Source organism: Gilvibacter sp. (assembly GCF_965601605.1).
Classification (GTDB): Bacteria; Bacteroidota; Bacteroidia; order Flavobacteriales; family Flavobacteriaceae; genus Gilvibacter.
Map to the genome: position 1 here is coordinate 20,109 of NZ_CBFCWJ010000013.1, position 20,564 is coordinate 40,672.

Genomic DNA, 20,564 nt, shown 5'->3' on the forward strand with positions numbered 1-20,564 from the left:
TGCAGCCAACCATGAAGAAATTACTCTTTATAAGCATCCTATTGTCTTTATTTAGCTTTGACGCAGACGCGCAGAGCATCAAATTAAGAGGGGTGATCAAAGACTCTATTGGAGAACCTTTAGAGCTAGCGAACATCATCGCAACCATAAAAGAAACTGGGGAAATTGAATCCTACGCGATCACCAATTATGAAGGTCGCTATCAATTAGACCTCCCGACTAACAATACCTACACGCTTAAAGCGAGCTTTTTAGGACTAGAGACTAAAGAGTTTGACGTGACGGTTCCAGAAGGATCCGACGACATGACGCGAGACGTAACCTTGAACCCTGCGCCCAATCAATTGGACGGGGTGGAGATCGTCTATGAAATGCCGGTGACCGTGAAAGGGGATACCATAGTTTACAATGCCGATTCCTTTACCACAGGTAATGAGCGCAAGTTAGAAGACGTCATGAAGCAGCTTCCGGGGGTTGAGATCAACGATGACGGAGAGATCGAAGTAGAAGGGAAAGCCGTTTCAAAAGTAATGGTTGAAGGAAAGGACTTTTTTGACGGAGACTCTAAACTCGCCACAAAAAATATCCCAGCAGATGCGGTAGATAAGGTGGAGGTCTTGAGAAACTATAACGAGGTGGATCAAATGCGAGGACTTGGGAATGATCAGGACAACATAGCCATAAACATCAAACTCAAAGAGGGCAAAAAGAACTTCTGGTTTGGTGAGGTTTCTGGGGGAATTGGATTTGATAGCGACGAGAAAGACCGTTATTTGATCTATCCTAAATTGTTCTACTACAGCCCGGATTACAGCATTAATATCATTACTGATTTCAATGATATTGGACAGGTGCCGTTTACTTTTAGGGACTATTTCAACTTCACCGGAGGGTTTAGAAACTTTAACCGTGGTGGTGGAACCAATTTCAATATCAATACTGGAGACCTCGGTTTTGCCGTTGGGCAGAACAACCGTGCTAATTCTATTGAGACCTCGTTCTTAGCGGCGAACTTCAGTTGGAATGCCAGCAAGGCATTAGATATAAGTGGTTTTTCGATTCTATCAGATAACCGCACCAGCTATATCACTAATACTATTAGAAATTATGTGGCCACCGGAATTACGGAGACTACCAAAAATGTGAATGATCAACGCACGCAGTTGGGGATGCTCAAGTTGAGTGCTATTTACAAGCCAAACTCCAACTTCCAATTGGACTATGATGTGCTTGGAAAGACTTCGGATCAAAGCGAAGTGAGCTCTATCATCTCGACGGTAAACAATAACCCTAACGAGATCAATGAAGACGAGAACACCACGCCTTTTTCCATCAATCAAAACATCAACGCCTATTACACTGTAGATGAGAACAACATCTTTGCGGGGCAGGTGCAGCATTTGTATCAAGATGAGGATCCGTTTTACAGTGTGATCCAAGATTCAATTCCGTTCCGCGGGGTGTTTACGCAAGTGAATCCGTCGGCGCCTTTTGATAGTTCTCAAGATACTTTTGATCCGCTGCAACGCATGGATCGTTATGATGTGAATCAGCAGCGACGCATCAAAACCAATAAGTTAGATGCCAAGGTGGATTACTACTACGTGATCAATAATAAAAGCAATGTGAACATCAATGTGGGAGCGACCTTGAGTCGTCAAGATTTCAACTCCGGGATCTTCCAAGAATTTATGTTTACGGGTGCTCCTGTGGCCTTTGAGGACGACGAGTTCAATAACGATGTGACCTTTAATTTTAGTGATTACTTCTTAGGAGTTAATTATAAATTCAAGGCAGGGATCTTCACCTTTACTCCTGGAGCAACTCTACACAACTACCGTGTAAAAAGCGAACAGTTGGGCAGTGTTTCTGAGAATAACGAATGGTTGGTGTTGCCGAACTTCAATGCCATTGTGGAGCTGAAAAAGAGCGAGAATATCCGCTTTAATTACTCCATTCAAGCGCAGTATACGGACGTAAACAACTTTGCAGAAGGATTCATCTTTAACAACTACAACCGTTTGTTTAGAGGTAATCGCAACTTGGAGAATGCCTTTGTGCACAATTACAATTTGACTTACTTCAGCTTCAATATGTTCAATTACACCAATGTGAGTGCGAACATCAATTATACTCGTAGAATTGAAGCGATCAAGAACAATACAGCTTTGGCTGGAATTACACAGATCTCTAGTCCGATCAACTTGAACAGTAACTTTGCAGACGAGACCCTGTCTGCCTTTGCGAGGTTTACCAAGAATATCAAGCGTCTGCGTTTTTCTTTAGGAGGAAACGTGAGTTGGGGTAAATTCAATAATATCATTAATGAAGATATTCGTGAGAGTATCAACTTTACTCAGAGCTATAACACCAGTTTGAGAACTAGCTTCCGTGAGTGGCCAAACATTGAGTTGGGGTATCGCCTTACACTGAACAACTATGACAACGCAGGGGTGGAGTCTACTTTTACGACCCATCAGCCTTTTGTGAATTTTGACGCGGTATTCTTGCAGAATTTCACTTTCAATGCAGAGTGGAGTTACTTCAACTATACGGACGCGGCAGGAACTATTGAGAACACCTATTCGTTCTTAGATGCCAATCTGTATTACCGAGAAAAAGACAGCAAGTGGGAATACCAATTACAAGCTACAAACCTTTTGGATGTTGACTTTTTAAACAACGACAGCTTTAACGAAAACTTCAACAACACTTCGCAGTTCTTTGTACTGCCTCGAATAGTGATGTTGATAGTGCGCTACGAATTGTAGTGTTGATTGATGCAATGAAAAAGAAAAGGGAACTTTAACGAGTTCCCTTTTTTTATGCTATAAGTTGAAGGCTGATTTTACCTGGTCAACATAATCGAGTTTTTCCCAGGTGAAAAGCTCTACCGCTTTTTCAACCCGTCCAGAGTATGGACTTTCAAATACTTTATTTACGGTTTGTGGTTTTCTTCCCATATGTCCGTAGGCAGCCGTCTCTGAATACATTGGGCTGCGCAATTTGAGTCGGCTTTCAATTGCAGCAGGACGCATATCAAAAATCTCCGCTACTCGGCGTGCAATCTCTCCATCGGTCAAATCAACTAAAGCAGTTCCATATGTATCCACAAAAATGGAGGTAGGTTCTACTACTCCAATGGCATAAGAAACTTGTACCAATACTTCTTTAGCTACTCCAGCGGCAACCAGATTTTTTGCAATATGTCTTGCGGCATAGGCTGCAGAACGATCCACTTTAGAAGGATCTTTTCCGCTAAAGGCACCTCCACCGTGTGCTCCTTTACCACCGTAAGTATCTACAATGATTTTACGTCCGGTAAGTCCGGTGTCTCCGTGTGGTCCACCAATTACAAATTTCCCGGTTGGGTTAATGTGGTATACAATATCGTCATTGAAAAGCGCCTGTGCATAAGCAGGCAATTTGCTTTTTACTCTTGGAATCAAAATTTCAACCAAGTCTTTTTTGATCTTGGCCAACATGCGGTCGTCATCGCTGTCAAAATCATCGTGTTGGGTAGAGATCACAATGGCATCAATGCGCTGAGGTACGTTGTCGTCACTGTATTCGATGGTTACCTGGCTTTTACTGTCAGGTCTTAAATAAGTGATCTGGTCGTTTTCTCTACGGATGGCAGCCAGTTCCTGTAGAATAGAATGTGAGATCTCTAAGGCCAATGGCATATAGTTTTCGGTCTCACTAGTGGCGTAACCAAACATCATTCCCTGATCTCCGGCACCTTGCTCTTCTTTGCTCGCACGATCAACTCCTTGGTTGATGTCCTGAGATTGTTCGTGAATCAAGGAGATAACTCCGCAGGAATCACCACTAAACTGATAGGCTCCTTTGGTGTAACCAATCTTATTGATCACATCTCTGGCAATTTGTTGTACGTCCAAATAGGTATTGCTTTTGACCTCTCCAGCAAGAACCACTTGTCCTGTGGTTACCAAGGTCTCACAAGCAACTTTAGCTTCTGGGTCAAAGGCTAAGAAATGATCCAGCAGTGCGTCACTGATTTGATCGGAAATTTTATCTGGGTGTCCTTCTGAAACACTTTCAGAGGTAAATAAATAGGCCATAAACAGGAATCTTGTCGTGTCTGTAATGCGCACTTGGTCGTCAATACCTCAATAACATTACAAGGTATGCCCAGCTGCGCCTAATCGGCCTCAAAAATACGAAAAAATACTTCTTAAAAACGCCGGCTTAGTGCTCGTTCAACCGAAAATCTGGATAGGCGGTCATGCCGTGTTCGTGAGTGTCTAATCCTTCAATCTCTTCTCTTGCAGTAACACGCAGACCCATAGTGCGTTTAATGGTATACAGGATGATGAACGAGGTCAAGCAGCAGAATCCCGCGATGATCGCAATGGCCTTGAATTGAATCCACAACTGACCCATTCCTGCTTTATCTCCAAACATGCCTACGGCCAGAGTTCCAAAGACTCCACACACTAAATGTACGGAGATGGCTCCAACAGGATCGTCAAGTTTGAGTCTGTCGATCATACTAATAGCCAATACGCACAAGCCGCCAGAGATGGCTCCTATGATCATGGCTTCATTTGGCGACATGACATCGGCGCCCGCAGTTATTCCAACCAAACCAGCAAGGACGCCGTTAAGGATCATTGTCACGTCATAAGATCTAAACTTAATATAGGAAGTAAAAAATGCACCTACAGCTCCGGTAGCAGCGGCTAAGGATGTGGTCACCAGTACTAAAGATACTGTGGCAGGATCCGCACTCAGTACGGATCCGCCATTAAATCCAAACCATCCAAACCAAAGTAAAAATACGCCCAGCGTCGCTAAGGGTACATTGTGTCCGAAGATGGGTTTTATACCATCTGCAGTATATTTTCCAATTCTAGGGCCTAACAAGATCACAGCGATGAGCGCAGCCCATCCACCCACAGAATGCACTAGGGTAGAGCCAGCAAAATCATGGAAGTTCATGGCTGCAAGGAATCCACCTCCCCAATGCCACATGCCAACAATCGGGTAGATCAAGCCGACATAAAATAAGGAGAAGATCAAAAAGCTGTTGATCTTGATGCGTTCTGCAACGGCTCCAGAAACTATGGTTGCGGCCGTCGCGGCAAACATGGCTTGAAATAAGAATTCCGTGTAAAAGGTATAGCCCATATTATAGGTTTCGGTCAGGCCGCCATTGGGGAGTGGCAGCCCGAACCCTTTAAAACCAAAGTATTCGCCAGCAAAGGCTTCTCCGGGATACATGAGGCTGAACCCAAAGAAGGCATAAGTAGAAAGGCCAATGGCCAATATCATGACATTCTTAAACAATATGTTGATGGTATTTTTAGAACGAGTCAATCCCGATTCCAGGGAAGCAAAGCCCAAGTGCATGATGAATACCAAGCCTATTGAGATCATCATCCATACATTGTTGATGGTAAATACTGCGTGCTCCATGGTAATTTCTATAAGGTTTGTCCACCGCTTTCTCCGGTGCGAATTCTATAAACTTCTTCAATTGGGCTTACAAAGATCTTTCCGTCTCCTACACTGCCCGTTTTTGCCGATTCGATGATTGCTTGAATGGTGCGCTCTTCAAAATCGTCATTGACTACAATAGAAAGCCATCGGCGTTGAATATCGCTGGTCTTGTAGGGTACGCCTCTATAAACGGAGCCGTGCTTTTCATTTCCTTGACCGGAAACATCCCAATAGGAGAAAAAGTTGACCTCCACTTCATGCAGGGCTTGTTTAACTGCTTCGAACTTTGATTTCCTGATGATCGCCTCGATTTTCTTCATAATCTGTGAGTTGATGCTTCAAAAATATAATTTTAAATAGTATACCCCCTAAAAAATAGGGGGTAGTAATTAATTTTTATCAACATAATAAAAAATACCCCTAAAAAATTAGGGGTATTTAATTTATGTGATAATTTTTACGATTTCCTTAATCGAAGTTAGAGGCGGATAGGTAAGCATTAATTACCGCTTGTTCTCCAGCCTTATCAGGCATAGAATTTCCGTGCTCCATTCCCAGAACACCTTGGAATCCGCGGTCGTGAATGTACTTAAATACATTTCTGTAATTGATCTCTCCGGTACCAGGTTCGTTGCGTCCTGGGTTGTCCCCGATCTGGAAATAGGCGATCTCATCCCAACAGGCTTCTATATTTGGAATCAAATTTCCCTCTTGAATTTGTTGGTGATAAATGTCAAAGAGAATTTTGCAGGAAGGACTATTCACTGCTTTGCAGATCTGATAGGCCTGAGGCGATTCTGTCAAAAACAATCCAGGATGGTTTCTAAAGTTCAAAGGTTCTAAAACCATGACCAAACCGTGAGGCTCCAAAATTTCACAGGCTTTGCGCAAAGCGTTTACCACATTGGCGGTTTGATAGTCTTTAGAAAGTCTCAGGTCTACATGGCCAGGTACTACGGTCATCCATTTAGCTCCGATGCGTTTGGCAACGGCTACAGAATCTTTTATGTCTGCCAAGAACTCGTTGAGGTAATCTTCATTACCACTTGCCAAGTTGGGCTCCTTCCAATAGATTTTGTGCGCCACAAAAACGCCCATGGTCATTTGGTGCTTTTTAAGCAAAGCGGCCATAGCCTCTTGGGTTGCCAGTGAACGTCCCTTGAGTTCATTGTCTTCAAAAGCGGTGAAACCTTGGTCTGCCATAAACTGGATCTGATCCAGAATGTCTGTTCCTGCATGTGCTTTGAACATGCCGTCATGCGGCGCAAAATGCAAAGGAAATTTGTTCTTTGCGGGTGTAAAGGCGTTGGCAGCTTGTGCCTCAAGGCTTCCCCCTAAAAACGAAGCGCCCACCGAGGCGAGCGCTACATTATTTATGAATTGTCTTCTTTTCATCTTTGGATTCGCTACTAAAGTGAATAACGTTTTCCTCCGGTGAGTGTTTGCAGGTCATCACAAACATAGGTTCCCGGTACAGGTTCATAAACCAGATAATCCTCTCCAATCTGTTGGGTTCCTAAATAGGCGTTGATACACATCCATTTAAGTCCGTTTAGGAACTTCGAAACCGAAACTGGTGTATCGTCTTCAAAGTCTTCAAAGCCTTGATTGGTTCCTGGTGGGTCTGGTTTTTCGTCTCTTGGGTGCAGCATATTGGCATCCAAGAAAGCCATATAGTTTTCATCGGTCATTACAGAAAGGTCCTCACCATGCTCGGCTTTCATCTTTCCAATAACTTCTCCAAAGACCGTTTTGATCTTTCCTTGGTATTTCACTGTGGAAACATCGTTCCAATAAGTGTCAATAAATTGAACCACGTTCAATTCTGAAGCAGCTGGTGTAGGCTCTGTCTTTGGCAAGAATACATCTGCCAATCGGCCTACAACCATCGCTTGGGTTTCATCCATAAATGCTGGAACCCATTTTGGATCTGAACTGGTGCAACTTTCCAGCAAGCTGAAAAGTGCTGGTGAAGCCACTACAAAACCTGTAGTAAGTCCAATATTCTTAAGTGCTTGTCTTCTATCCATGGTTTATAGTGTTTATGCTTCTTTCATTTTTTTGAATTGCTCTGCTGCGTGGTTTGCTGCGCGAGCCGTGAAGGCCATATATCCTAAGGAAGGATTGTGGCATCCGGCTGAGGTCATGAAGGATCCATCAGTCACATAAACATTTTTACATGCATGAACCTGGTTCCATTTATTCAAGACCGAAGTTTTAGGATCGCGCCCCATACGTGCAGTTCCCATCTCGTGGATTCCAAGACCCATACCGCCAATGTCATCATAGGTAGTAATGTCTGTAAATCCACCAGCTTCTAGCATTTTAACCGCTTGCTCTTTCATGTCCTTGCGCATGGCGAGTTCGTTCTCACCAAAGTCCGCATCAAAAGTTACGGTAGGTAAGCCCCATTCATCCAATTTGTCGTAATCCAGGTACATGCGGTTGCTGTGATCTGGCAAAGTCTCTCCAAATGCGAGCAAGTTCATACTCCATTCGCCTGGCTTTAAGATAGCTTCTTTTAGCTCCGGACCGTATTTAAGTTCGGCAACCATATCGCCGTAAGCACCGCGATTGGCTCCTCCTTGATATCCGTAACCACGCTTAAAGGTATCTACGTCCGTATTTCCTCCAAGGTTTCTGAATCGAGGAATATAGATTCCGTTCGCACGGCGACCTTTAAAGTATTTATCGTCAAATCCAACCGCTTTTCCACGAGCTCCAACTCTAAAGTGGTGGTCCATCAGGTTATGGCCCAGCTCTCCAGAGTCGTTTCCGAGTCCGTTCGGGAAGCGATCTGATTTGGATTGTAGTAAAATTGAAGTCGATGCAACAGCAGAAGCACACAAGAAAATGATTTGTGCTTTGAATTCCATCTTCTCTTTGGTCTCCGTATCAATAACACGAACTCCAGTTGCTTGTTGAGTGGCATCGTCATAGATTACCTCATAAGCAATCGAGTTTGGTCTCAGGGTCATATTTCCGGTAGCCTCCGCAGCAGGAAGTGTACTACTGTTGGAGCTAAAATAGGCACCATAAGGACATCCACGCATACAGCGGTTCCTATATAAACATTGAGAACGACCTTTACCAGGCTTGGTTCCTTCTGTGATGTGTGCGGCACGACCAATGGTCAATACACGTCCATCATCAAAGCTTTCGTTGATCTTGCCCTGCAGGTGCTCCTCCACACAGTTGAGCTCCATCGGCTTGAGGAATTTTCCATCTGGCAAAATGTCTAAGCCAAGGTTGGTTCCACTTACACCAATATACTCCTCTACATAATCATACCACTCTTTTACATCAGCATAACGCACTGGCCAATCTACTGCGATACCTTCTTTCTTGTTGGCTTCAAAATCAATGTCACCCATGCGGTAACTTTGACGTCCCCACATTAGGGAACGACCACCAACGTGATATCCACGGATCCAATCAAAGCGGCGATCCTCATTATAAGGGTGTTTTTTATCATCCACAAAAAAGTGTTGATGCGCTTCATTGGTCACATAACCGGTACGGTGTTGTTTGTGTTTTTTTAGTCGAGTCTCACGGCTCGGAGTTCCACCATTGGGAAGGTCCCAGGGGTCTAAATTTGCCGTGGTGTAATCTTGAGGGTGTTCAACCATGCGACCGCGTTCCAAGACCAAGGTCTTGAGTCCGTTCTCGCAGAGTTCTTTGGCGGCCCATCCGCCAGAAATTCCTGTACCTACTACGATCGCATCGTATTCAGCATCAGGATTTGGGAGAAAACAACTTGTCATTATACTGTTTAGTTTTGGTAAGATTAACCTTAAGGTGTTATTTTTACAGAGCAACTAAATTAATTATCTTATCTGTAATAAATCAAATTTATTATTGTTAATTTGATGCCTCTTCTAAAATTTTTCTAATGAAAATGCAACTAACTCGTCAAAAGTTTACACTTTTAATATTGTTATTAACTGCCTTTACGCTAGGCAGTTGTAAGTCTGAAAAAGCTGAAAAAGAACCTGAAAATCAGGCCGAAACCGCAGCAGAAACCACCGCCGAAAAGACCAGTGATCCTTTCTTCAAACTATCGCTCGCGCAATGGTCTATCCACCGTATGATTTTGGAGGACGGGATGGATCCTTTTGACTTTGCAGTTTATGCCAGAGACAACGGTTTTGCCGGATTAGAATACGTGAGTCAGTTGTACAATTCTGCCATGGAAGAATACGACACCAAGGACGAAGCCATTAAAGCTATCACCCAAAGACTCAAGGCAGAGAGTGAAGAAGCGGGAATGGAGAATCTCATCATCATGATTGACGGTGAGGGTGACCTATCTGTTAATGACGAGGCTGCTCGTGATCAGGCGGTAGAGAACCACAAACGTTGGGTTGATGCTGCTGCAGAATTGGGTTGTCATTCTATCAGAATCAATCTGTTCGGTTCTTTGAATGATGAGGAATGGAAAGCCAACAGTATTGATGGACTTTCAAAATTAGGAGCTTATGCCAAGACCAAAGGCGTGAATGTTTTGGTGGAAAACCACGGATGGCAATCGTCTAATGCACCACTTCTAATGGAGGTAATCAATGCTGTGGGAATGGATAACTGCGGAACCCTTCCAGACTTCGGAAACTTTTGTGTGAAGCGTAAAGACGGAGCAAAATGGGGCGAGTGTGAAATGGAATACCCAGACATTTATGAAGGAGTTCAACTCATGATGCCTGCCGCTAAGGCAGTAAGCGCAAAGTCTTATGACTTTGATGAAGACGGCAACGAGACCAAAATTGACTACGCTAAAATGCTTCGTATTGTTAAGGAGGCAGGATATACTGGATATATTGGTGTAGAATATGAAGGGAATAATCTTTCAGAACAAGAAGGAATTGAAGCCACGCGTGACCTACTCATTGCTTTGGGTAGCAGCATGTAATAACAACCAAACTAACGAACAATGAAAAAATCCACCTATTTCCAACTCTCCTTTATGATGTTCCTCGAATTTTTTATTTGGGGCGGTTGGTTTGTGACCTTAGGAACCTTTATGGGTAATAACCTTTCTGCAAGTGGCGGGGAAATTGCACAAGCGTTCTCTACCCAATCTTGGGGAGCGATCATTGCTCCTTTTATTATTGGACTCATTGCGGATCGCTTTTTTAATGCAGAACGAATTTTAGGAATCCTCCACTTAGTAGGAGCTGGTCTGATGTATATGATGTACACCGCAGATGACGTAGCATCTTTCTATCCTTATACCTTAGGATACATGATTGCCTATATGCCAACACTGGCCTTGGTGAATTCTGTGGCGTTCAATCAAATGAACGACCCATCTAAGGAATTTCCGCGTGTACGTGTTTTTGGAACCATAGGTTGGATCGTTGCTGGTTTGGTGATCAGTTTTGTTTTTGCTTGGGATTCGGCAGAAAATATCGCTGCAGGAATGTTGCAAAATACCTTCCTAATGGTAGGAATTGCCTCTGCGATTTTAGGGGTTTTCAGTTTTGCCTTGCCTAAAACACCTCCATCAGTAGGTAAAGATCAAAAGGTAAGCTTATCTGACATTCTAGGTCTGGAAGCTTTAAAGCTACTTAAGGATAGAAACTTCCTAGTGTTTTTCTTGTCAAGTGTATTGATCTGTATCCCCTTGGCTTTTTACTACCAAAACCTAAGTCCATTTTTAACTGAGGGTGGTGTGGAAAATTCCACAGCAATGACCACTGTTGGACAGATCTCAGAAGCGGTATTTATTCTGTTATTACCCTTCTTCTTTAAAAAATACGGTTTCAAGAAAACCATTCTAGTTGGGATGCTGGCTTGGGCAGTACGATATCTATTGTTCGCCTTTGGTGATATGGATGGCCTGTTCTTTATGGTTATTACAGGTGTGGTCTTGCACGGAATATGTTACGATTTCTTCTTTGTATCTGGTCAGATTTATACCGATAGCAAAGCAGGTGATAAGGCCAAGAGTGCTGCGCAAGGATTAATCACTTTAGCCACTTACGGAGTGGGTATGTTGGTCGGATTCTATATTGCCGGAAAGGTTGTAGATGCCAACTTGCTAGGTGAAAGCAGTCACGATTGGAAACAGATCTGGTTGTTCCCAGCTGGATTCGCAGCGGTAGTAATGGTACTGTTTGCTGTGCTCTTTAAAAATGAAAAAGTAGAATACCAAGATTAATCTATGGCTCAAAAAATTAAATGGGGCGTACTTGGCGGTGGTGGTGATTCCTTAATTGGAGTTTTGCACCGCGTAGCAGCCAGTATGTTCGATGCCTACGCGCTGACCGGAGCGGTTTTTAATCCGGAATTGCAAAAGAGTATTGCTTTTGCAGAAGAATTAGGAATACCCACTGATCGTATTTATGCCGATCTCGATGCATTCGTTGCTGGAGAACTGGCTCTGCCAGAATCCGATCGTATTCAAGTGGTATCTGTATTAACGCCTAACTTTCTGCATTTCCCTATGGCCAAGCAGCTTTTAGAAAGCGGTTTCCACGTGATCTGCGAAAAGCCAATGACCATGAGTTATGCGGAGGCTTTAGAGCTTCAAGCAGTGCAACGTGCCAGTGGAAAACAATTTGCTTTAACGCATACCTACACGGGATATCCAATGGTGCGTCAAATGAAGCAGATGATCGCCCAAGGTGTTATTGGTAAGATTCAAAAGGTAGATGTGCAATACTATCAAGGTTGGATCAATCCAATCATCCACGATCCGCAGCTGAGAAAAACAACTTGGCGCTTGGATCCGGAGAAATCTGGAATCTCCTGCTGTATGGGAGATATTGGTGTGCACGCTTACCAAATGCTGGAGTTTGTTACTGGACTTAAAGTACAATCCATCCTAGCAGATCTGAACCACCTGTATGAAGACAATCAAATGGATATAGACGGCACGGTCTTATTGCGTTTGGACAAATACGTCAAAGGGGTGTTGCGTGCCAGTCAGATCGCCACCGCAGAAGAAAACAATTTTACAGTTGCCGTTTACGGAGACAAAGGTTCCCTCAAATGGGAACAAGAGAATCCAAACTACGTGTATTGGTTAGAAGATGGTCAGCCTATGCGAACCCTAAAGCCAGGACATGAATACAATGACGCCCTTTCTTTAGATGGAACCAAACTCCCTCCAGGTCACCCAGAAGGGATTTTTGATGCTATGGGTAATATTTACAAAGGCATGGCCAAGGCAGTGCGTGGACAAGAGCATCATCCGGGAGAGTTTCCGGGAATGGAAGACGGAGTGCGAGGTATGTACTTTATTGAGCAAGCCGTGGCTTCCCACAGTCAAGGTAATGTTTGGATCGATTTAAACGCATAAACCAATGAAAACTATAAAAGGACCTGCTGTTTTTCTAGCACAGTTCATGGATGATAAGCCGCCGTTCAATTCTTTGGATGGACTCTGCGGATGGGCCCGAGACTTAGGTTATAAAGGGATTCAGATTCCGACTTGGGAAAGCCGATTAATCGACTTAAAACTCGCGGGTGAAAGCAAAACCTATTGTGACGAACTCAAAGGAAAGATCGCCGATTACGGTTTGGAGATCACCGAACTCTCTACGCATTTGCAAGGACAACTGGTCGCTGTGCATCCTGCCTATGATTTGATGTTTGATAATTTCGCTCCAGATGATTGCAAGAACAATCCTGCCAAACGTACCGAATGGGCGCGTCAGCAGCTAATGTCTGCAGCACGAGCAAGTAAACATTTGGGTCTCAAGGCACACGCTACTTTTAGTGGTGCTTTAATGTGGCATATGTGGCATCCTTGGCCACAATTACCAACAGGTTTGGTAGAGATGGGCTTTAAAGAATTGGCCGACCGCTGGCTTCCTTTATTGGATGAATTTAAAGACAATGGCGTTGCGGTTTGTTACGAGATCCACCCCGGAGAAGACTTGCATGACGGAGTCACTTTTGAACGCTTTTTAGCCGCCACAGGCAATCATGAAGCGGTGAACATTTTGTATGATCCATCGCATTTTGTTTTGCAACAGCTGGACTATATCACTTATATAGACCACTACCATGAATTCATCAAAGCCTTCCATGTAAAGGATTCAGAATTCAACCCGACTGGAAAGAAAGGAGCCTACGGCGGATACGGTGATTGGAAAGACCGCGCAGGTCGATACCGCTCCCTAGGAGACGGTCAGATCGACTACAAAACAGTCTTTAGCAAACTCACGGAATACGGCTGTGACGTTTGGGCTGTAATGGAGTGGGAATGTGTGATCAAAAGCCCAGAACAAGGGGCGCGTGAAGGCGCCAAATTCATTAGTGATCACATCATAGAAGCTACTACAAAACGCTTTGATGACTTTGCAGGAGCTGAGATCGATAAAGAAAAACTCAAAAAGATTTTAGGACTATAAAAACCATCCTTATGAAACGTATATACCGATTAAGTGTATTGCTTGTTTACTGCGGATTCGCTGTAGCTTGTAACCAAAACGCAGAGGCCCAAACCGATACAGAAGCTGTCCAAGAAGAGACCGTGACTGAAGTGGAGCAAGAACCGACAGACCCTAAAGAAACTGAGCAATGGGAGCCTGTTCCTGCTGAGATCGATCCTGTTGGTAATAATGGAGTGCCCTCTGATGCCATAGTGCTTTTTGACGGTTCGAGTTTGGATAATTGGGAGTCTGCCAATGATGGCTCTGCAGCCCAATGGGTGCTTAACGGTGATGGAAGTATGACCGTTAAAGACAAGACCGGTGATATTCAGACCAAACAGTCCTTTGGTAGCGTTCAGTTGCATTTAGAATGGCGATCCAATCCCGACAACAAAGCCGACGGGCAAGCCCGTTCCAACTCGGGAGTATTCTTGCAAAACCGTTATGAGGTTCAGGTATTGGACAACAACGAAAATCCGACTTATGTGAACGGACAAGCAGGTTCCATTTACAAACAATCTCCACCACTTGTTAAAGCGGCTGTTCCTACCGGAGAATGGAACACCTATGATATCATTTTTAGAGCACCGGAATTTGATGCTGACGGTAAAAAAACCAAATCAGCCACCATTACCGTGCTTCACAATGGGGTTTTAATTCAAGATCATTTTGAGATCCAAGGAACTACCGAATATATCGGCTGGCCAAAAAATGATGCCCATGGCAAAGCCCCAATAAAATTACAGGATCACCAAGATATGAGTGGGGTGAGCTACCGAAATATATGGGTGCGCGAACTGGATTAAATTCGCATAAAACACAAAACTTAAAAGCCTAAAATTTTCAAAAATTTTGGGCTTTTTTTGGATTTGTCAATTTTGTGTCGCAATATTTGTGCTCATAAAGTTCAAACACTTATTGAAATGTTATCAAGAAAGGTGGAGGGATTAGACCCTGTGAAGCCTTAGCAACCCTTTGTGTCTTTATACAAAGAAGGTGCTAAATTCTACCGATTAATTTTGGATAGATAACTCAAGACCCAGTTTCCCGTTCCGGGAAGTGGGGATCAATTTCTTTTTAACATTTTTCTGTAAGTACGCTTTTTTAAAGCGCATTTGACTTTTGGATTAATTCAGTTTAACTCGAAAAGAAAGAAAAATGAGTACATCAAAATTTGCGACCGCAGCTTTACATGCCGGTCATGACACAACGAATCACGGAGGAACCAGAGCCGTGCCAATTTACCAATCTACCAGTTACGTTTTTGACAACAGTGACCATGCAGCCAACTTGTTCAACTTGAGCGAGACCGGTTACATTTACACCCGAATCAACAACCCAACCTGCGATATTCTAGAACAGCGATTGGCTGCTCTAGAAGGTGGGATCGCTGCGGTAACTACTGCCTCAGGTACTGCAGCTATTGCCACCACTCTACAAACGCTCCTTCGCGCCGGAGATCACATTGTAGCTTCTAACAGTCTTTACGGCGGGACCTTCAATTTGCTCAATGTTACCCTGCCTCGTTTGGGTATCACTACCACTTTTGTGGACCCGTCGGAGCCAGACAGTTTTACCACAGCGGTACAAGAAAATACCCGAGCAATATTCATTGAGTCCTTAGGAAACCCTAAGCTGGATGTTTTGGATATTGAAAAGATCGCCGATCAGGCTAAAGCTGCTAAAGTGCCATTGATTGTGGATAATACTGTTGCGACGCCTTATTTGCTGAATCCAATTGCTCATGGAGCCAACATTGTGATCCACTCTTTGACCAAGTATATCAACGGTAACGGAACCGCTCTAGGTGGTGTAGTTGTTGATGCAGGAACCTTTGATTGGACCAATGGAAAATTTCCAGAATTTACGGAGCCGTCTCCAGGTTATCATGGTTTGGTTTATGCTGAGGTGCTCAAAGAAGCATCCTTCATTGCCAAACTTCGAATAGAAGGCCTGCGCGATTTTGGCGCAGCATTGAGCCCGTTCAACGCCTTCCAGATCTTACAGGGATTGGAAACGCTGGAGATCAGAATCAAGAAACATTCATCCAATGCTTTGGCGCTGGCCAAATGGCTCCAAAGTCAAGAAGAAGTCGCTTGGGTTAATTATCCAGGACTTCAAGAAAGCGACTATTACGCTTTAGGTCAAAAGTATCTGCCAGAGGGGCAGAGCGGTATTGTGACCTTTGGACTTAAAGGAGGTTATGAAGCTGCAAAAAAGGCGGTAGATGCCACTCAGATCTTTTCGCTTTTGGCCAATATTGGAGATACGAAATCTTTGATCATCCATCCCGCAAGTACCACACATCAGCAGTTGTCTGAAGCAGAACAACAGTCTACTGGTGTGAGCCAAGATTTGATCAGACTCTCTGTTGGCCTAGAAAATGTGGAAGATCTCATCGGAGATCTGACCCAAGCGTTTGCTCAGGTTCACAGTCCGCAGCCTGCCGCGACCCATTAAAATTTTTGTTTGAATTATTAGTGTTTAATGTTAGGCGAACTCCGGCGATATAGTCGTCGTCGGAGTTCCATTTTAAAGCTATGAGTGAACTAAAAAAGATTCAACTGCGCCATGCGCGCAAGGCCAAAGATGCCACCTTTGACTTTATCAGCTATCAGGAATTTGGACAACCGCTGCACACGGCTCCCGTGGTAGTAGTGCTTCACGCATTGACTGGTAATTCTGAAGTTGCCGGTTCCAAGGGTTGGTGGAATGGTTTTATCGGTGAACAAAAGGGAATAGATACCTCTAAATTCACGGTATTGGCTTTCAATATTCCAGGCAATGGTTATGACGATCAGTTGATGGATAACCCATACGCCTATCGCTTAAAGAATGTGGCTGCTTGGGTTTTAGAAGCTTTAGATGCTTTGGAGTTGCAAGAGGTATATGCCTTGGTTGGTGGTTCTTTAGGCGGATGTTTGGCTTGGCAGATCGTTGCTTTACGTCCGGATTATGCCAAACATTTGATTCCTGTGGCAGCGCATTGGAAGGCCAGCCCCTGGGTGGTTGCGCAAGGGATGATTCAAGACAGAATCTTGTCAAATTCTAAGGAGCCAATTGCAGATGCGAGAGCCCATGCGATGACCTTTTATAGAAATCCGAATGCCTTTACTGTCAAGTTCAATCAAGAGGATAGCTTAGAAGCGGCCGCCTCTGTCTACGACTGGTTGAATTATCACGGGAAGACTTTGGAGAATCGTTTTGCTCTAGCAGCCTATAAATTCATGAATTGGTTGTTAACCACTCATGATATTACTGCAGGCGGTACTTCTTTGGAACAAACCCTTAAAGCCTTTACAGGAACCTTGCATTTGGTTGGGATTCATGAAGATCTACTCTATGTCCAGCGAGACATTAAGCAGACCTTTTGGGTGGCTCGAGAATTGGGCACTCCAGTACATCATTACACCTTGATTTCAGATCAAGGGCACGATGCATTTTTGATAGAACAAACCCAGCTCGGTGGTTTGCTAGCTTCAGTATTTGCATCCGCATCCTTAAAAGAAAACAGTTATGAGCTTAGTTAATGCCCCCGAAAATATATTGATCCCGACGGCAAAGATCGATCTGGATAACATCAGAAATAAACAAATTCATTTATTCATCATAGGACACGGTCAAGTAGGGAGTTTGTTGATTGATCAATTGATCGCTGAACGAGAAAACCTGAAAAAACGCAGACGCATTGACCTTTCTGTTGTGGCCGTTGCGAATTCTACAACCGTGATCTTTGACAAGCAAGGATTACAGGAAGATTGGCGAGAGCGCAAGGCAGCCGAAGGAACTGGCTATACCATTCCAAAATTGATCCAGAAAGCCCATAACCACGGCTTGTACAATACTGTCATGGTAGACAACACGGCTAGTCCGAGTTTTGTTTTGAATTATCTGCCCTTTATAGAGGCTGGATTTTCTTTGGTTTCTTCCAATAAGGTGGCCAATACTTTGGGAATGGATTTTTATACCTCCTTGAGAGAACGCCTGGCCAAACGCCAGCAGGACTATCTTTATGAAACCAATGTAGGTGCAGGTTTACCGTTGATAGATACTATAAAACTATTGCATCTTTCGGGAGAGAATATCACGCGAATTCGCGGAGTTTTCTCAGGTTCGCTCAGCTATATTTTTAATCGATTTAGTGCAGAGAAAGTTCCATTTGACAAGGTACTTCAGGCTGCAATAGATCAAGGTTATACGGAGCCTGATCCGAGGGAAGATCTTTGCGGAAATGACGTGGCGCGAAAACTATTGATCTTGGCCAGAGAACTTGCCTTGCATTGTGAGTTTGAAGAGGTGGCTGTTGAAAATCTAATTCCTGGACATCTCAGAGAAATAGAGACCGATAAATTCTTGTCAAAACTCAAAGCTTTGAACGCCCATTTTGAAGGGGTTAAATCTTGTTGTGCTCCGGATGAGGTTCTCCGCTATGTGGCTACTTTAGAAGGAGATTTAGCCGATGATTTTGGCGCTCAAATGCACGTGCGTTTGGAGGCCGTACCTAAGCAGAGCATTTTAGGGCAATTGGGCGGAAGCGATTCTATTTTTGAGATCTATACAGAAAGCTATGGAGAACACCCAATTGTGATTCAAGGAGCAGGAGCGGGACCTAAGGTAACTGCTCGCGGGGTCTTTGGTGATATTCTGCGTATAAGCGAGCGAGTTTCTGCGTAACTTTGTTTTTTAAATTTATAACGGTATGCAAGTAACTCTTCAACGCAAGAACGACGACTATTTATTTCACGGAATTGGAAAGGCTGGTGTGGCGATCCCAATCGATAATACTTCAGAAGAGAATGCCCAAGGAGCGAGTCCGATGGAATTACTACTTATGGGTGTTGGTGCCTGCAGCGCTATTGATGTGGTTGCTATTTTAAAGAAGCAGCGCCAGCAAATTGATGATTATTCTATGGAGGTAAACGGTACTCGCCATGAGGTGGAAGGTGCTAAGCCTTTCAAAGCCATGGAAGTAGTGATCAAGCTTAAAGGTGATATTGACCCAGCCAAAGCCTTGCGCGCGGCAGAATTGAGCTTTACTAAATACTGTTCTGTTTCTCTGACCTTTGAGCCGCAGGTGCCCGTGAGTTATCGTGTGGAACTCAACGGAAGTCCAATTCAAGAATAAAATTTACCTTTGAGAGTACAAGATGCTCTCTAGAAAAACCAAATACGGACTCAAGGCGCTCGCTTTTTTAGCGAAATGGCAGGACGATTCTCCTGTTCAGATTTCGGTTATTTCTGAATCTGAGAATATTTCGCAGAAATTTTTAGAGAGTATTTTACTCACTTTGCGCAAAGCAGGATTTCTCAGTTCTAAGAAAGGTAAGGGCGGAGGTTATTATTTGCTTAAAGAGGCCAGCGAGATCAAGATCGCCAGTGTGTATAGAATATTGGAAGGCCCCATTGCCATGGTTCCATGCGTGAGTTTGAACTTCTATGAAAAATGTGACGATTGCCCAGATGAAGAGGCCTGTAGCGTACACAGACTCATGATTCAAGTCCGTGACAATACCTTGTCAATTTTGGAAAATACTACCTTGGCCGACTTAATTTCAGAAGAATCCATTTAAGATTTTTTATTCTCGTAAATAGGTTTAATTTTGTAAACTCTACTAATCCGATAGGGTAATTATATTTATGAGTTTAATATCCCCAGATAAACTGGCTTTGTTCAATCAGAATCTATTGCATGAATCTCCAGAGGCCATTGTGGAGTTTGTTCTGGGATTAAGCAGCAACCCGGTACTCACCACCAGTTTTGGGAAGTACTCAGAACTGCTTTTGCATCAAGTACTTCAAAAGGCCCCACAGATTAGCGTCCTTTGGGCAGATACTGGCTATAACACTCAAACAACTTATGAGCATTGTAGCCGTCTTTGTGATAAGTATCAATTGAATCTGTATACGGCAAGACCAGAATATACTAGAGCACATAGTGAATACCTTTGGGGTGAACCAGGTTTGCAAAACCCTAATCATCTTAAATTGACCGAAATTCTCAAGTTGGAGCCGATCAATCGAGCTTTTGAGGAATTAAAGCCAGATCTTTGGTTTACCAATATCCGCAAAGGGCAAACACAGTTTCGCGATCAATTGGATGTGCTCAGTTTGAGTCCACAAGGGATCTTAAAGGTGAGTCCATTTTTTCACTGGACTGATGATGAACTGGAAGCCTATGCCCAAAAGCACGGTTTGAAACTCAATTTGGATTATCAAGATCCAATCAAAGCCTTGTCCAAAAGAGAATGTGGAATTCACTTTTCAAATTAATGCGCCCTGTTGTATTTTTAAGGAGTGAAAAAAATTCCAACTCAACAAGACCTTCAAGCGGCCGTTGATACGGTAAGGCCTATCGTTCATAGAACAGCAGTTCTGCAGTCGCGCATGCTCAATGATATCTCAGGAGCTGACATCTACTTTAAATGTGAGAACTTTCAACGTATGGGCGCTTTTAAAATGCGCGGTGCTGTCAATGCAATCGCACAGCTCACTGAGGCTGAGCGTTCCAAAGGGGTAGTCACCCATTCCAGCGGAAACTTTGCACAGGCTGTTTCCTTGGCTGCGGCAGAATTAGGTGTACCCGCATATATTGTAATGCCCAGCTCTGCGCCAGAAGTCAAGAAAACTGCGGTTATCGGTTATGGCGGAAAAGTTTCTGTTTCTGAGCCTACATTGGAGGCCCGTGAAGCTATGGCTGCAAAGATTCAAGCAGAAACAGGT

At 43.7% G+C, this 20,564-nt stretch carries 19 protein-coding genes and 1 riboswitch; of the genes, 13 read left to right on the forward strand and 6 right to left on the reverse strand.

The window, feature by feature from the left end; translation table 11 throughout:
* Positions 1 to 11 precede the first annotated feature (11 nt).
* Positions 12 to 2,771, forward strand: a complete 2,760-nt coding sequence (locus ACSLP7_RS03520) for a carboxypeptidase regulatory-like domain-containing protein (RefSeq protein WP_435578034.1) — start codon at positions 12 to 14, stop codon at positions 2,769 to 2,771.
* 57 nt (positions 2,772 to 2,828) lie between these two features.
* Here the strand turns inward: ACSLP7_RS03520 and metK are convergent, their stop codons facing one another.
* From metK to ACSLP7_RS03550, 6 genes are all read right to left on the reverse strand, one after another.
* Positions 2,829 to 4,085: a methionine adenosyltransferase gene (metK, locus tag ACSLP7_RS03525; protein ID WP_435578035.1), complete on the reverse strand. Its 1,257-nt coding sequence runs from the start codon at positions 4,083 to 4,085 to the stop codon at positions 2,829 to 2,831.
* Between the two features lie 127 nt (positions 4,086 to 4,212).
* Entirely contained in the window at positions 4,213 to 5,442 is a 1,230-nt protein-coding gene (locus tag ACSLP7_RS03530) for an ammonium transporter (protein WP_435578036.1), read from the reverse strand.
* An 8-nt stretch (positions 5,443 to 5,450) separates the two neighbouring features.
* Complete coding sequence (locus ACSLP7_RS03535; RefSeq protein ID WP_435578037.1) at positions 5,451 to 5,786, reverse strand: P-II family nitrogen regulator; 336 nt, start codon at positions 5,784 to 5,786, stop codon at positions 5,451 to 5,453.
* Positions 5,787 to 5,934: 148 nt separating this feature from the next.
* Positions 5,935 to 6,861 carry a hydroxypyruvate isomerase family protein gene (locus tag ACSLP7_RS03540; protein ID WP_435578038.1) on the reverse strand — a complete coding sequence of 309 codons (927 nt, stop codon included), beginning with the start codon at positions 6,859 to 6,861 and terminating at the stop codon, positions 5,935 to 5,937.
* Between the two features lie 14 nt (positions 6,862 to 6,875).
* A complete protein-coding gene (locus tag ACSLP7_RS03545; protein ID WP_435578039.1) occupies positions 6,876 to 7,496 on the reverse strand; it encodes a gluconate 2-dehydrogenase subunit 3 family protein in 621 nt (206 codons plus the stop codon).
* Positions 7,497 to 7,508: 12 nt separating this feature from the next.
* Positions 7,509 to 9,230, reverse strand: a complete 1,722-nt coding sequence (locus tag ACSLP7_RS03550) for a GMC oxidoreductase (RefSeq protein ID WP_291182226.1) — start codon at positions 9,228 to 9,230, stop codon at positions 7,509 to 7,511.
* A 128-nt stretch (positions 9,231 to 9,358) separates the two neighbouring features.
* Between ACSLP7_RS03550 and ACSLP7_RS03555 the strand changes: the two genes are divergently transcribed.
* The 12 genes from ACSLP7_RS03555 to ACSLP7_RS03610 form a co-directional block, all read left to right on the forward strand.
* Entirely contained in the window at positions 9,359 to 10,372 is a 1,014-nt protein-coding gene (locus tag ACSLP7_RS03555) for a sugar phosphate isomerase/epimerase family protein (protein ID WP_435578040.1), read from the forward strand.
* A gap of 21 nt (positions 10,373 to 10,393) precedes the next feature.
* A complete protein-coding gene (locus ACSLP7_RS03560; protein ID WP_435578041.1) occupies positions 10,394 to 11,623 on the forward strand; it encodes a nucleoside permease in 1,230 nt (409 codons plus the stop codon).
* Between the two features lie 3 nt (positions 11,624 to 11,626).
* The gene (locus ACSLP7_RS03565) at positions 11,627 to 12,766 is read left to right on the forward strand and encodes a Gfo/Idh/MocA family protein (protein WP_435578042.1); all 1,140 of its coding nucleotides are present in this window, start codon (positions 11,627 to 11,629) and stop codon (positions 12,764 to 12,766) included.
* 4 nt (positions 12,767 to 12,770) lie between these two features.
* On the forward strand, positions 12,771 to 13,823 hold the full coding sequence (locus ACSLP7_RS03570; RefSeq protein ID WP_435578043.1) for a sugar phosphate isomerase/epimerase family protein: 1,053 nt from the start codon (positions 12,771 to 12,773) through the stop codon (positions 13,821 to 13,823).
* A gap of 11 nt (positions 13,824 to 13,834) precedes the next feature.
* Positions 13,835 to 14,650, forward strand: coding sequence for a 3-keto-disaccharide hydrolase (locus ACSLP7_RS03575; RefSeq protein ID WP_435578044.1), 816 nt, complete (start codon positions 13,835 to 13,837; stop codon positions 14,648 to 14,650).
* Between the two features lie 117 nt (positions 14,651 to 14,767).
* Positions 14,768 to 14,878, forward strand: a riboswitch (SAM riboswitch).
* Between the two features lie 124 nt (positions 14,879 to 15,002).
* Complete coding sequence (locus ACSLP7_RS03580) at positions 15,003 to 16,304, forward strand: O-acetylhomoserine aminocarboxypropyltransferase/cysteine synthase family protein (RefSeq protein ID WP_435578045.1); 1,302 nt, start codon at positions 15,003 to 15,005, stop codon at positions 16,302 to 16,304.
* A gap of 80 nt (positions 16,305 to 16,384) precedes the next feature.
* Complete coding sequence (locus tag ACSLP7_RS03585; RefSeq protein WP_435578046.1) at positions 16,385 to 17,374, forward strand: alpha/beta fold hydrolase; 990 nt, start codon at positions 16,385 to 16,387, stop codon at positions 17,372 to 17,374.
* Positions 17,361 to 18,518: an aspartate kinase gene (locus ACSLP7_RS03590; protein ID WP_435578047.1), complete on the forward strand. Its 1,158-nt coding sequence runs from the start codon at positions 17,361 to 17,363 to the stop codon at positions 18,516 to 18,518. Before ACSLP7_RS03585 ends, ACSLP7_RS03590 begins: the two co-directional genes overlap by 14 nt.
* Before the next feature lie 25 nt (positions 18,519 to 18,543).
* A complete protein-coding gene (locus ACSLP7_RS03595; RefSeq protein WP_435578048.1) occupies positions 18,544 to 18,969 on the forward strand; it encodes an OsmC family protein in 426 nt (141 codons plus the stop codon).
* A 22-nt stretch (positions 18,970 to 18,991) separates the two neighbouring features.
* Complete coding sequence (locus tag ACSLP7_RS03600) at positions 18,992 to 19,414, forward strand: RrF2 family transcriptional regulator (RefSeq protein WP_435578049.1); 423 nt, start codon at positions 18,992 to 18,994, stop codon at positions 19,412 to 19,414.
* A gap of 67 nt (positions 19,415 to 19,481) precedes the next feature.
* Entirely contained in the window at positions 19,482 to 20,114 is a 633-nt protein-coding gene (locus tag ACSLP7_RS03605; protein ID WP_435578050.1) for a phosphoadenosine phosphosulfate reductase family protein, read from the forward strand.
* Positions 20,115 to 20,138: 24 nt separating this feature from the next.
* Positions 20,139 to 20,564 (forward strand): pyridoxal-phosphate dependent enzyme (locus ACSLP7_RS03610; RefSeq protein WP_435578051.1); only part of this gene is annotated, 426 nt, incomplete at its 3' end.

Excerpts from the sequence above, each read along its gene's own strand:
- ACSLP7_RS03595 (WP_435578048.1), top strand. The coding sequence starts at position 18,544 with ATGCAAGTAACTCTTCAACGCAAGAACGACGACTATTTATTTCACGGA.
- ACSLP7_RS03580 (WP_435578045.1), top strand. The coding sequence starts at position 15,003 with ATGAGTACATCAAAATTTGCGACCGCAGCTTTACATGCCGGTCATGAC.
- ACSLP7_RS03570 (WP_435578043.1), top strand. The coding sequence starts at position 12,771 with ATGAAAACTATAAAAGGACCTGCTGTTTTTCTAGCACAGTTCATGGAT.
- ACSLP7_RS03575 (WP_435578044.1), top strand. The coding sequence starts at position 13,835 with ATGAAACGTATATACCGATTAAGTGTATTGCTTGTTTACTGCGGATTC.
- ACSLP7_RS03530 (WP_435578036.1), bottom strand. The coding sequence starts at position 5,442 with ATGGAGCACGCAGTATTTACCATCAACAATGTATGGATGATGATCTCA.
- ACSLP7_RS03540 (WP_435578038.1), bottom strand. The coding sequence starts at position 6,861 with ATGAAAAGAAGACAATTCATAAATAATGTAGCGCTCGCCTCGGTGGGC.
- ACSLP7_RS03585 (WP_435578046.1), top strand. The coding sequence starts at position 16,385 with ATGAGTGAACTAAAAAAGATTCAACTGCGCCATGCGCGCAAGGCCAAA.
- ACSLP7_RS03565 (WP_435578042.1), top strand. The coding sequence starts at position 11,627 with ATGGCTCAAAAAATTAAATGGGGCGTACTTGGCGGTGGTGGTGATTCC.
- ACSLP7_RS03605 (WP_435578050.1), top strand. The coding sequence starts at position 19,482 with ATGAGTTTAATATCCCCAGATAAACTGGCTTTGTTCAATCAGAATCTA.
- ACSLP7_RS03560 (WP_435578041.1), top strand. The coding sequence starts at position 10,394 with ATGAAAAAATCCACCTATTTCCAACTCTCCTTTATGATGTTCCTCGAA.
- ACSLP7_RS03550 (WP_291182226.1), bottom strand. The coding sequence starts at position 9,230 with ATGACAAGTTGTTTTCTCCCAAATCCTGATGCTGAATACGATGCGATC.
- ACSLP7_RS03600 (WP_435578049.1), top strand. The coding sequence starts at position 18,992 with ATGCTCTCTAGAAAAACCAAATACGGACTCAAGGCGCTCGCTTTTTTA.
- ACSLP7_RS03590 (WP_435578047.1), top strand. The coding sequence starts at position 17,361 with ATGAGCTTAGTTAATGCCCCCGAAAATATATTGATCCCGACGGCAAAG.
- ACSLP7_RS03555 (WP_435578040.1), top strand. The coding sequence starts at position 9,359 with ATGAAAATGCAACTAACTCGTCAAAAGTTTACACTTTTAATATTGTTA.
- ACSLP7_RS03520 (WP_435578034.1), top strand. The coding sequence starts at position 12 with ATGAAGAAATTACTCTTTATAAGCATCCTATTGTCTTTATTTAGCTTT.
- metK (WP_435578035.1), bottom strand. The coding sequence starts at position 4,085 with ATGGCCTATTTATTTACCTCTGAAAGTGTTTCAGAAGGACACCCAGAT.
- ACSLP7_RS03535 (WP_435578037.1), bottom strand. The coding sequence starts at position 5,786 with ATGAAGAAAATCGAGGCGATCATCAGGAAATCAAAGTTCGAAGCAGTT.
- ACSLP7_RS03545 (WP_435578039.1), bottom strand. The coding sequence starts at position 7,496 with ATGGATAGAAGACAAGCACTTAAGAATATTGGACTTACTACAGGTTTT.